Raw genomic sequence first — 11,403 nt, 5'->3', positions numbered from 1 at the left:
GCGGCGGCATTGAGGCGGTTCAGGGGTAAGTTCGGGTATTAGGAAACTTTGTCGTACTTTCGCGGCACTAAACCAGAGGCCAAGGCTTCTCATTAAGAAAGGAATAGCATGACGAAGATACGTTCAACCACCGTGCTGGGCATCTACCATAACGGGGAAGTGGCTTTGGGTGCCGATGGCCAGGCCACCATGGATAAATATATTGCCAAGAGCAACGTGCGCAAGATCCGCAAGCTGCAGGACGGCAAGATTGTCACGGGTTTTGCCGGTTCCACCGCCGATGCCTTCACTTTGCTGGAGCGCTTTGAGGAGAAGCTGGCCGCCTACAGCAACAACATGAAGCGAGCGGCCATTGAGCTGGCCAAAGACTGGCGCAAAGACCAGTACCTGCGCAAGCTGGAAGCCATGATGGTGGTAGCCAACAAAGAGGAGCTGCTCATCATCTCGGGCACCGGCGACGTGCTGGAACCAGATTACCAGATCGCGGCCATCGGGTCTGGCAGCACCTACGCGCAGTCCGCGGCGCTGGCGCTGAAGAAGCACGCTCCGCACCTCACCGCCGAGGAAATGGTACGCGAGGCCCTCACCATCGCCGCCGATATCTGTATCTACACAAACCATAATTTCATCATTGAGAAACCGAACTAAGCCGGTAGTATCTGTGTTTGCACTTTGAACCTCAGAAAGCGAGAAATCAGAAAGCCACTAGAGGTTTAAATTGCTTTATTTCAAGCTTTTTAAAACATTTAACAACAGAATGAAGGTAACTCAGTTCCTGAAAGACCATTACAAGCACTTCAACGCTGCTGCGTTAATTGATGCCGCCGAAGGCTATAAAACGCACCTGAACAACGGCGGTAAAATGATGATTACCCTGGCCGGTGCCATGAGTACCGCCGAACTGGGAATCATTTTAGCCGAAATGATCCGTCAGGACAAAGTGCAGGCCATTACCTGTACCGGTGCCAACCTGGAAGAAGACATCTTCAACCTGGTAGCCCACGATTTCTACGAGCGCATCCCTAACTACCGCGACCTGACCCCTCAGGACGAGCAAGACCTGCTGGACCGTCACCTGAACCGCGTAACCGATACCTGTATTCCGGAGGAAGAGGCCATGCGCCGTCTGGAGCACACCGTATTAAAATACTGGCAGAAAGCCGACCAAGCCGGTGAGGCTTATTTCCCGCACCAGTTCTTCTACCAGATCCTGTTGTCCGGTGATTTGGAGCAGTATTACCAAATTGACCCTAAAAACAGCTGGATGCTGGAAGCGGCCAAGAAGAACCTTCCTATCTTCGTACCGGGCTGGGAAGATTCCACTTTGGGTAACATCTACACCGGTCACGTAATCTCTGGTGATATCAAGAATGTGCACACCATGAGAACCGGTATCCAGTACATGATGGAACTGGCCGAGTGGTACACCCAAACTGCTACTGAGGAGTCCACCATCGGGTTCTTCCAGATTGGCGGCGGTATTGCCGGTGACTTTCCTATCTGCGTGGTGCCTATGCTGCACCAGGACTTACAGCGCACCGGAGTTCCGTTGTGGGGTTACTTCGCGCAGATCTCTGACTCTACCACCTCTTACGGTTCTTACTCAGGCGCAGTGCCAAATGAGAAGATCACCTGGGGTAAACTGGGCATTGACACCCCTAAATTCGTGATTGAGTCTGATGCTACCATCGTGGCGCCGCTGGTGTTCGCGATTGTGCTGGACATGTAATTACCATATTTGTAAAAACCTTAAAAGGCGGAAGTTTCTTCCGCCTTTTTTTATGCCCTAAAGTTGTGATTTTTTCAATATTATTTGATAACTTGTATATAAGACACCATTTACTGGAGCCTAAAAGCAACTGGTAATCATGCTGATACAACACCTTCACCTTTCTACCAGGAACCTACCGAAACAGCGGTATTTTTATACCCAGACGCTGGGGCTTGCCTTGCTGGATGCTTCACAAACCTCTTTCACCTTTCAGGCAGGAGCCTCGCGGATAACATTTGAGCAGGCCGGTAAAATTGAAAACCCGCACTATCACTTTGCCTTCAACATCCCTGAGAACCAACTCACTGAAGCCAAAGCCTGGCTTCAATCCCGCACCAGCCTGTTGGCCAAAGACGGCGCCGACGATTTTTTGTTCGCACCGGCCTGGAACGCTGAAGGTATCTACTTCCAGGATCCGGATGGAAACGTGCTGGAGTTTATCTGCCGGCATAATCTAGCTACTGCCACTGCTGCGCCTTTCGGGGTTGAAAGTATTATCTGTGTGAGTGAGGTAGGCTTGGTGGCACCTGAGGTCGCCCCAGTAGTAGGGCTTTTAGCCCAAACAGCGGGCTTGGAGGTTTGGCAGGAAGCCGGACCGAACTTTAAGGCGTTGGGGACAGAAACAGGCTTGTTCATCCTGGTGAAAGAAGGCAGATCCTGGTTCCCCACCCAACTGCCTGCCAGGGCTTCTAACCTGCAGGTGATCTTCAGGCATAGGAGTAGAAACTTTTTGTTAAAGGGTACGGAAGGTACTGTACAGATAAAGGAATTAATTCAGGAAAAGAAGGAAATACTGGCCTGATGTGTGGTTAGCCTGTTTTTTTCATTTTCCATTAAAATTTTAAAACCTTCCCGGATTGCAAAGTCGTAAGTAACGGAGATACAGAATTTTAAACACGAAAGAAAAATGAGAAAGCACTACCTTCTGTCAACAATCCTTCTGGTGATTTTAATGGCTGGCCTGAGTGGCTGCCTGGGTTTTGGACACCGCAAATTTGGTTCAGATTACAGTTACGCGGGTGCTTTCCATAAGTACCGGACTTTCAATTTCATCACCCACGCCTCTGAAGAAGACAGCACCACCCTCAAGAACTACGAGGTGCTGAAGAAATACATCAGGGAGCGGCTGGAAATCCAGGGCTACGAGTACAGTGACAAAAAACCGGATCTGCTGGTGAGTTACTACATCTACTACAATGACCTGAACATGAAAGGGTACGAGCAGGAAGAGTTTGACATCTGGCTAGTGAACAACGAGGAGCCCAATAATACTGAGCATGAGGCCTACCGTCCTATTAAAATGTACATGAGCCAGGGCACCCTGCTGGTCACCCTCCTGGACCATAAAAAGCAGAATGCCGTCTGGCAGGGTTACACCTCAGGTGTACTCTCAGACCCTACCACTGAAAACACCGCCTACCTCAACCGGGCCGTGAGAACCATCTTTGACCAGTACCGCGTCTTCCGGAAAGGCTATCTCCGAGAAAACTCCTCGGCTAACTAAGGTTAAGCCAGGCTTCACATATTCATTTTGTTTTGAGTGGGTTTTGCGTCTGATTCAGAAAAATCGGCCGCAAAACCCACTTTTATTTTATAGCTTGGTTCCCGAAAAACAGCCCCCAAAGGCAAAGGAAACACCTAGGCTTCTTCCCTCCTTTGGCCAGGTGCGTTACTATTCCTGAAAAAACGACTTTTGCTTTAATGACTTCTCCCAAATATCCCCTGGAACCCAGTGAACCAGAACGTTTAGCAGTTCAGCAGGCCGTGGAAACCTACGTCCAGAATTTCCTTCATCAACTTCCTTCCCTGCCCGCCTTTGTAGACACCCCTGAAAAAGGCGCTGGCCTCCTGGAAAGCCCATTGGCAGAAACCCCCATTCAGATAGAAGAGGCATTGGGCCTGCTGCAGCGCGAGGTGGATATGCCGGGCATTAACTCGGCCTCCGGCGGGCACCTGGGCTACATTCCGGGAGGTGGCTTGTACTACTCAGGGTTGGGAGATTACCTGGCGGCGGTCACGAATAAATATGCGGGCATCTTCTTCTCGGCCCCCGGCGCGGTGCGGATGGAGAACATGCTGCTTCGCTGGATGGCCAGCCTTATCGATTTCCCGGCAGACGCGGCCGGAAATCTCACCTCGGGAGGCAGCATCGCCAGCCTCATTGCCTTGGCCACGGCCCGTGACGCGCAGAAAATCACGAGCCGCATTATCCCTGATGCAGTGGTCTATACCACCGCCCACGCGCACCATTGCCTGGATAAAGCCCTCCGGATTGCCGGTTTGGGGGAATGCCCGGTCCGGCACATCCCCATGGATGCCCTGTACCGCATGCAACCCGAGGCCCTGGAGCAAGCTATCTCAGAGGACAAAGCCGCCGGATTGAAGCCCTGGCTCCTCATCGCCTCGGCGGGCACTACCGATGTGGGCGCAGTTGACCCCTTGCCGGAACTAGCCCAGATAACCAAAAAACATGGCTTGTGGTACCACGTGGATGCAGCCTACGGCGGATTCTTTGTTCTGGCTCCATCGGGTAAATCAAGGCTTAAGGGAATTGAAGCAGCTGACTCAGTGGTGATGGACCCGCACAAGGGTTTGTTTATTCCTTACGGCTTGGGCGCGGTGCTCATCAAAAACCGCCAGCAGACCGCCGAGACACACCATTACTTGGCCAATTACATGCAGGATGCTCTTTCTGCCACTGAGGAAGCCTCCCCTGCGGATCTGTCACCGGAACTGAGCAAACATTTCAGAGGGCTTCGGCTGTGGCTCCCCTTGAAACTGCACGGAGTGGCCGCCTTCCGCGATGCCCTGGAAGAAAAGCTTAGCCTGGCGCAGTACGCTTTTAAGGAATTACAGCAGACACCTGGATTTGAGGCGCCCGTGGCACCGGAGTTATCGGTGGTGATTTTCCGCTACGTTCCTGAGGTCGCCACTGACGTGAATGAGTTCAACCAAAAACTGATCAAAGCCGTGCAGCAGGACGGACGCGTGTTCCTATCCTCTACCCTGCTGGAAGGGAATTTCATGCTGCGTCTGGCCATCCTGTCTTTTAGAACGCACCGGGATACCATTGACTTGGCCTTAAGTATACTTCGGGAAAAAGCCGCGGAGCTGGAAAGGGAGCTAAAAGGTTAAGAAAGCTTTGCAAACCCGGGCATGCGCTAACGGCTGAGTCGTTAATAAAGGTGATTATTTGGAGGTTGAGAGTTTGATGACATCTTTCGCCTCTACCTCCACCAACGGAAAGACGCCGTTTTTAAGGAACAGGTCACCGTTTTTAGTGAGCAGCGTGAGGTTATCCAGCTCTACCTTCCACTGGTAGTTCTTACGGTTCAGGTACACCATGGCCTGGGCTACCAGCTCCGGCGTGGTGTCTCCCAAGGCCAGCGAAAGGTGCGGCATCCAGACATCGGGATGGTAATATGGGTTGATCTCGTTGCTCAGGAGGCAGACTGCCTTGTAGAGCTGGTTGTGGAAATGGTTCACGTTGGCCGTTCTCAGGACCGGAATGTACAGCACGGGCTTCTCGCCGGGGAAAATGCCCAGGCCGGTGGTGTTGATCCGGAAGCGGCAGCAGATCCCGGCCGCGTGCCCCAGCGTTTTCTGCAGGTTATGCAAGCTGCCGTCGTTCACCGTGAGCCAGGTGATGTGCGGGTATGGGGTTTTCTGTACTTCTTTCAGCCCAAATTCACGCTCTAAGCCGTAAATCAGTTGGTTCATCCGGTCTGAGTGTTCGGCATCGAGCAAAGAAACTATAGCTACCATATCTTAAGATTAGCGTTTTAGGGCTGATTTTCCAAAATAACGGCAGAAACGGTGAAACGTTGATAAAGAAGGTGAAATGTTCTTTAGGGAGAGATCCTTTCGTTCCTTTTTAACAAAGCAGGTTGTTAAATACCTCTTTTCCCCTCACGCCTTAAATAGATTTTTAATCAAAGGTTAACTGCCGTTTACTTCTTTGCAGGCTGGTTCAGAACTCCTCTTCTTGTCAAATTTGAGACAATACTATCGGCAATCTCAGCATGGAAAGCAGAGGTGTAGTGCACTTTATCTACGTACCGGTTAGCGATCCGGCTTTTTTGGATGTCGGCCAGCCAGAGGGAGTTATCCATATCTGCGTTCTTTTTCCATTCGGTGGCAATCTGCCCATACCCACACCCAGGGTAGCAATCATTTGCTTCTTGCGGGGTTAAGAAGAAAGCATCTTTAGGCTGGTATTGGAAACAGGATATTGGCTGCCAAATGAACACACAGGGGATTTTCACGTGGTTGGCTACCGCTTCAATCAGCTTGCGGTTTTGCCAGTACCGGCTGTGTATCTGTTGGATGGAATCTGGCGCGCAACTGTGGTTAGGTTCTGGTGGTTCAGGGGAAATACCAAGTAATCGGTAACGCAGGGACCGGGCTAGTCGGCTCAGGGGTATTCCCTGGAACCAATACTGGAACAAAGTGCCAGGCTGTTGGGCAAAAAGCGCCTTCGTCTGCTCTACAAACTCAGGTTCAGGTTGGGCATACTCATTCAAGCCATCAATAAAAATGACCAGGTCTGGGTGAACGCCTTCTACCAGGAGTTTCTCAAAAAGAGCCCGTTCCTGCTCAGAATAATAAAAGCCCCGGCCAAAGTTGTAACACCGTACCCCTGGCTGCTGCTTTTGCAATAAGCGCTGTAAGTGAGAGGGCAAGGTCTCAGTATCGGCCACGCCGTACCCAAAGGTGGTAGACCCGCCAAAAACGAAGACATTGGTGTACTGAGTATCCAAAGGCCAGGGGCCCTGTTGCCACCCCATCCTGAAACCAGCCGGATGCACGTTCAAATACTTTCCTTTAAAAGCCGCTTCCTTGAACCCAGTGAAACTTTCGTATTGCTGCTTTCGGGTCCAGGTTTCTGTTAGGAGCACATCTTGCTCCTGATCTGAGTAGGAAGGATACACCGATCGCAAGGCCTCTCTTCCGTACTTTTGTACAATAGGGTTGGTTTGTTTAAGCTGCTGGTCTTTGTAGAAATAAAAAAGGGATAGTAACGCATTGAGCAACAAGACCAACAAAAGTAAGGTAAACACCTGCACCGCCACGAATTGATACCTTGACACCCATTTCTTGAACATAAACCCTATATTTCAGGGGGCAATTTGAGAAAATTCAGAGTCTTTTAATAATGGATGATTTTGTACTGGGCATATCGGCCTATTACCATGATGCGGCCGCTTGCCTGGTAGGAAAAGGTAAGATCTGGGCAGCAGCACAGGAGGAGCGGTTTACCCGGAAAAAATTTGACGAATCGTTTCCTGAGCACGCTATCCGTTACTGCCTGTCCGAAGCCGGAATCACCCTTTCTGAGGTAAGAGCAGTGGTGTTCTATGACAAGCCCTTACTTAAGTTTGAACGCTTACTGGAAACCTATTACCACAATGCCCCCGCTGGGTTTTCTTCCTTCCAAGCTTCAATGCCTATTTGGTTGAAGGATAAACTATTTCTGAAAACCACCCTGCAAAAAGCCTTTAAAATATTGGACCCAGAGGCTGAACCTCCCCTTTATTTCTCAGAGCACCATCTCTCCCATGCCGCCAGCACCTTTTATGCCTCGGCTTTTGAAGAAGCGGCAGTCTTAACCATAGACGGGGTGGGCGAATGGGCCACGGCGGGTATATACCACGGCCAGGGAACCCAGCTTAAATCATTGGTGGAGATGAAGTTTCCAGACTCAGTGGGCCTGCTTTACACCTCCTTCACGTATTTTCTGTGTTTTAAGGTGAACAGCGGGGAATACAAATTAATGGGTTTGGCCCCCTACGGAAGACCAGAACAGGCTAGGCAACTCAGGCAGAAAATGGAAAAGGAACTGGTTACGCTTCATCATGATGGGTCCGTCACCTTGCATCAACCTTATTTCCAATATGCAACCGGGCTGCGGATGATCCATGAAAAGAAATGGGAGCAACTGTGGGGGTTTCCGGTACGTTCCTCTTCTGAGCCCTTGAACCAAAACCACGCCGATCTAGCCTTGGCCATTCAACAGTTCACAGAGGAAGCAGTCATACGGATGGCTAAAACCGCTAAAGAACTGACCGGGAGCAAAAACCTTTGCCTGGCCGGGGGCGTGGCTCTCAACTGCGTGGCAACCGGCAAACTGGAAAACTGTGGCATCTTTGAAAACATTTACACACAACCTGCCAGCGGTGATGCCGGGGGAGCATTGGGTGCAGCCCTGGCATTCTCTCATCTTTACCTGAAAACTCCCCGCCTGCAGGCAAACGGCTATGACGCTTTACAAGGCTCTTACCTGGGCCCCTCGTTTTCAGAAAAAGAGGTCGAAAACGTTCTTCTCAAAACCGGCCTTCCTTTTCAATATTTTAAAAATCTGGAAGAATTGGTGCATTTCACCGCTTCTAACTTGGCAGAGGGAAAAATCATTGGGTGGGTTCAGGGCAGGATGGAGTGGGGGCCCAGGGCTTTGGGGAACAGAAGCATTCTCGCCGATCCGCGCAACCCCAAGATGCAATCTATCCTAAACCTGAAAACCAAGCACCGGGAAGATTTCCGGCCGTTTGCCCCGGCCGTTCCCCTGGAATACAAGACTGCCTTTTTTGAAAGTGCAGCGCCATCGCCTTACATGACTACCACCACCCTTCTAAAGGCAGAACACCGCCTTCCCGTTGGGGAACAGTTTTCGCAAGCAGACATCAACACGAAACTTCAAACACCTAAGAGCAATTTACCCGCCATTACCCACTCAGATTTTTCGGCCCGGGTACAAACCGTTACACCAGACACCAATGAGCGGTTCTGGAAACTCCTGCATGCCTTTGGAAGCATTACTGGTACCCCGGTATTGGTTAACACCAGTTTTAACGTAAACGAAGAACCCATTGTAGCCACTCCCGCAGATGCCCTCAGATGTTTTTTGAGCACTGAGATAGATTTGCTGGTATTAGGTAACTTTGTCATCAGCAAACCCTGAATTACATGGATTCTTTGAAAGAGCTTTGGCGGTACATGCTCACCAGAAAGAAATGGTGGCTCACCCCAATATTGTTTTTACTCCTCCTCCTGGGCTTACTGGTAGTGGCCGGCGGACCGGCTGCGTCCTTTATTTACGCTCTTTTTTAAGCAATGCCTAGTAACCGAGTACAGACCCTGGAAGCTGCTATTTCATTGGCGGTTCCTTTGCTCTTCTTTTATATTCTCTGGTATCCTAATCTTTTTTTGGTAGCCATGGCTGGTGGAACCCTGCTCTTGGGGTTACTCTCGGTCCCGCCTATTCCCTGGCTGCTGCAGAAATGGATGGTTCTGCTACATTTTATCGGGCGCATCAACACAAAGATCCTATTGGCGATTGTCTTCTTTGGGGTGCTCACCCCCATTGCATGGATGTACCGCTTTTTTCACAAGTCCCCTAAAAAGGAAGATTCCAGCTTTGTCCAGCGGGAACACACCTTTGATGCTTCAGATTTTGAGCGCACCTTTTAACTGGATCTGTTTTCTGCCCTTTCTTGAGAAAACAGCCACTAAACAGGTTCATTCGTTCTTCTCTCCTTTTCTCCTCAGCTATTTCCCGCCGGACCTCGGCACGTTTTCGGCTGGTTTTGTGTTAAGAACAAGCCAACATAAGCCTTAAAGCACCTCGGGAGGAAAAGGCGGACGCCTATTATTTTCAAAGTGTTACCTTTGCCCTCCGATACTATTTGACCCATGATTTCCATTAATAACCTCAACTTCCATTTCGGGAGCCGCACGCTGTACGAAGACGCCAACCTGCACATCAAACCCAAAGACAAGATTGGGCTTGTAGGACTGAACGGGACCGGCAAATCCACGCTGCTGCGCCTGCTGGTGGGCGAATACAAACCTGACGGCGGCAGCATTCAGATGAGCCGCGACACCACGCTGGGTTTCCTGAACCAGGATCTTCTGTCTTATGACACCCACGAGAGCATCCTGAACGTGGCCCTGCAGGCGTTTGAGGAAGCCATCAACCTACAGCGCCAAATAGACGAGGTGCTGCACGAGATGGAAACAGATTACCAGGACGAGCACATTGACAAACTGGCCCGCCTGCAGGAGCACTTTGAGGCCCTGGACGGCTATAACATACAGGTGAAAGCCGAGGAGATCCTGGAGGGACTGGGCTTCACCACGCAGGAACTGCAGCAACCCCTCAAGACTTTCTCCGGCGGATGGCGCATGCGCGTGATGCTGGCCAAGATCCTGTTGCAGAAACCTTCCCTCCTGCTGCTTGATGAGCCTACCAACCACCTGGACTTACCTTCCATCAAATGGATTGAAAATTACCTAAGCGACTATGAAGGTGCGCTGGTGATTGTTTCCCACGACCGTGAGTTCCTGGACCGGACCACCAACGTTACCGTGGAAGTCTCGGGCGGTAAACTGAATGTGTATGCCGGTAACTACAGCTTCTACCTGGAAGAAAAAGAACTCCGCAACGAGATCCAGAAAGGCGCCTACGAGAACCAGCAGCAGCAGATAAAGCAGGCCGAGCAGTTTATCGCCCGTTTTAAGGCAAAGGCTACCAAAGCTAAACAGGCCCAGAGCCGCATGAAGGCGCTGGACAAAATGGAGCGAATTGAAGATGTGGCCGCCGATGCCCCGGTGGTGAACTTCAAATTTCAGTTCACCGTGCAGCCCGGCCGCAACCTCCTGCGCCTGGAGAACGTGAGCAAAAGCTACGGCGAGAAACTCATCTTCAAAAACACCCACGTGAACATTGAGCGTGGCGACAAAATCGCTTTGATCGGGGCGAACGGAAAAGGGAAGTCCACACTCATGCGCATCATTGCCGGTGATGAACCCATCAAAGGCGACCGTCAGTTGGGCCACAACGTGATCATGGCCTTCTACGCCCAGCACCAGTTGGAAAGCCTGAACGTGGAGAACGAGATCCTGCAGGAAATGGTACAGGCCGGCAGCCGCCGCACCGAGATGGAGTTGCGCGGCGTACTGGGCTCCTTCCTGTTCACCGGCGATACCGTTTTCAAGAAAATCAAAGTCCTCTCGGGGGGCGAAAAAAGCCGCGTGGCACTGGCCAAAACCCTGATATCGGAGGCCAACTTCCTCTTGCTGGATGAGCCCACGAACCACTTGGACATGCAATCGGTGAACATCCTCATCCAGGCGCTGGAGCAGTACGAGGGTACCTTCGTGGTCATCTCCCACGACCGGTACTTTGTGGAGAACGTGGCCAACAAGATCTGGTACATTGAAGACCATGAGCTAAAGGAATACCCCGGCACGTATCATGAATATGAGTACTGGATGGAGCAGCGCGAGAAAACCGGTAAACGCCAGACTACTCAGCCAGCCGCCGCTGCCAAAGCCCAGCCCAAACCGAAGCCCACCGCCAGCCAGCAGCAGGAACTGGAGCAGGAGCTGAAGAAGATCAACCAGAAACTAAAGCAGATTGAAGGCCTTGTGAACGATCTGGAAGGCAAACTCAAGAACTGCGAAAGCAAACTGGCCCTGCCCAGCACCTACTCAGACCCCAACGCCCTGCAAGAGGCCACCCAGCAGTTCAACAAGGTCAAAGCCCAACTGGACAAAGAACAAACCACCTGGGAACAACTCATGGAACAGGTAGACGAGCTGGAAAACCAGCTTAAATAAAGATTCACTTAAAC

Annotated in this window: 11 protein-coding genes; 9 read left to right on the top strand and 2 right to left on the bottom strand. The window is 51.1% G+C overall.

Features of this window, described 5'->3' with window-relative positions; genetic code table 11:
- The first annotated feature begins 108 nt into the window (after positions 1-108).
- The 5 genes from hslV to J3P35_RS09970 all read left to right on the top strand — a co-directional run bounded on the left by hslV (position 109) and on the right by J3P35_RS09970 (position 4,906).
- Positions 109-648 (top strand): ATP-dependent protease subunit HslV, encoded by a 540-nt coding sequence (gene hslV, locus J3P35_RS09990; protein ID WP_207431224.1) that lies wholly within the window; start codon positions 109-111, stop codon positions 646-648.
- 109 nt (positions 649-757) lie between these two features.
- Positions 758-1,729, top strand: coding sequence for a deoxyhypusine synthase family protein (locus J3P35_RS09985; protein WP_210464477.1), 972 nt, complete (start codon positions 758-760; stop codon positions 1,727-1,729).
- A gap of 139 nt (positions 1,730-1,868) precedes the next feature.
- Complete coding sequence (locus tag J3P35_RS09980; RefSeq protein ID WP_210464476.1) at positions 1,869-2,573, top strand: VOC family protein; 705 nt, start codon at positions 1,869-1,871, stop codon at positions 2,571-2,573.
- Positions 2,574-2,678: 105 nt separating this feature from the next.
- Positions 2,679-3,275 carry a DUF4136 domain-containing protein gene (locus J3P35_RS09975; RefSeq protein ID WP_210464475.1) on the top strand — a complete coding sequence of 199 codons (597 nt, stop codon included), beginning with the start codon at positions 2,679-2,681 and terminating at the stop codon, positions 3,273-3,275.
- Between the two features lie 197 nt (positions 3,276-3,472).
- Positions 3,473-4,906, top strand: coding sequence for a pyridoxal phosphate-dependent decarboxylase family protein (locus J3P35_RS09970; protein WP_210464474.1), 1,434 nt, complete (start codon positions 3,473-3,475; stop codon positions 4,904-4,906).
- Between the two features lie 54 nt (positions 4,907-4,960).
- Here the strand turns inward: J3P35_RS09970 and J3P35_RS09965 are convergent, their stop codons facing one another.
- Positions 4,961-5,536, bottom strand: coding sequence for a 2'-5' RNA ligase family protein (locus J3P35_RS09965; RefSeq protein WP_210464473.1), 576 nt, complete (start codon positions 5,534-5,536; stop codon positions 4,961-4,963).
- A gap of 185 nt (positions 5,537-5,721) precedes the next feature.
- The gene (locus J3P35_RS09960) at positions 5,722-6,876 is read right to left on the bottom strand and encodes an SGNH/GDSL hydrolase family protein (protein ID WP_210464472.1); all 1,155 of its coding nucleotides are present in this window, start codon (positions 6,874-6,876) and stop codon (positions 5,722-5,724) included.
- Between the two features lie 50 nt (positions 6,877-6,926).
- Between J3P35_RS09960 and J3P35_RS09955 the strand changes: the two genes are divergently transcribed.
- The 4 genes from J3P35_RS09955 (at position 6,927) to J3P35_RS09940 (ending at position 11,389) form a co-directional block, all read left to right on the top strand.
- The gene (locus J3P35_RS09955; protein ID WP_210464471.1) at positions 6,927-8,729 is read left to right on the top strand and encodes a carbamoyltransferase family protein; all 1,803 of its coding nucleotides are present in this window, start codon (positions 6,927-6,929) and stop codon (positions 8,727-8,729) included.
- Between the two features lie 5 nt (positions 8,730-8,734).
- Positions 8,735-8,878: a DUF5989 family protein gene (locus J3P35_RS09950; RefSeq protein WP_210464470.1), complete on the top strand. Its 144-nt coding sequence runs from the start codon at positions 8,735-8,737 to the stop codon at positions 8,876-8,878.
- A 3-nt stretch (positions 8,879-8,881) separates the two neighbouring features.
- On the top strand, positions 8,882-9,238 hold the full coding sequence (locus J3P35_RS09945) for an SxtJ family membrane protein (RefSeq protein WP_210464469.1): 357 nt from the start codon (positions 8,882-8,884) through the stop codon (positions 9,236-9,238).
- 222 nt (positions 9,239-9,460) lie between these two features.
- A complete protein-coding gene (locus J3P35_RS09940; RefSeq protein ID WP_210464468.1) occupies positions 9,461-11,389 on the top strand; it encodes an ABC-F family ATP-binding cassette domain-containing protein in 1,929 nt (642 codons plus the stop codon).
- Positions 11,390-11,403 lie beyond the last annotated feature (14 nt).

It is taken from the genome of Rufibacter roseolus, assembly GCF_017916365.1.
Taxonomy (GTDB): domain Bacteria; phylum Bacteroidota; class Bacteroidia; order Cytophagales; family Hymenobacteraceae; genus Nibribacter; species Nibribacter roseolus.
This window is presented reverse-complemented; position numbering and strand designations above follow the sequence as displayed.

Excerpts from the sequence above, each read along its gene's own strand:
- hslV (WP_207431224.1), top strand. The coding sequence starts at position 109 with ATGACGAAGATACGTTCAACCACCGTGCTGGGCATCTACCATAACGGG.
- J3P35_RS09985 (WP_210464477.1), top strand. The coding sequence starts at position 758 with ATGAAGGTAACTCAGTTCCTGAAAGACCATTACAAGCACTTCAACGCT.
- J3P35_RS09980 (WP_210464476.1), top strand. The coding sequence starts at position 1,869 with ATGCTGATACAACACCTTCACCTTTCTACCAGGAACCTACCGAAACAG.
- J3P35_RS09975 (WP_210464475.1), top strand. The coding sequence starts at position 2,679 with ATGAGAAAGCACTACCTTCTGTCAACAATCCTTCTGGTGATTTTAATG.
- J3P35_RS09970 (WP_210464474.1), top strand. The coding sequence starts at position 3,473 with ATGACTTCTCCCAAATATCCCCTGGAACCCAGTGAACCAGAACGTTTA.
- J3P35_RS09965 (WP_210464473.1), bottom strand. The coding sequence starts at position 5,536 with ATGGTAGCTATAGTTTCTTTGCTCGATGCCGAACACTCAGACCGGATG.
- J3P35_RS09960 (WP_210464472.1), bottom strand. The coding sequence starts at position 6,876 with ATGTTCAAGAAATGGGTGTCAAGGTATCAATTCGTGGCGGTGCAGGTG.
- J3P35_RS09955 (WP_210464471.1), top strand. The coding sequence starts at position 6,927 with ATGGATGATTTTGTACTGGGCATATCGGCCTATTACCATGATGCGGCC.
- J3P35_RS09950 (WP_210464470.1), top strand. The coding sequence starts at position 8,735 with ATGGATTCTTTGAAAGAGCTTTGGCGGTACATGCTCACCAGAAAGAAA.
- J3P35_RS09945 (WP_210464469.1), top strand. The coding sequence starts at position 8,882 with ATGCCTAGTAACCGAGTACAGACCCTGGAAGCTGCTATTTCATTGGCG.
- J3P35_RS09940 (WP_210464468.1), top strand. The coding sequence starts at position 9,461 with ATGATTTCCATTAATAACCTCAACTTCCATTTCGGGAGCCGCACGCTG.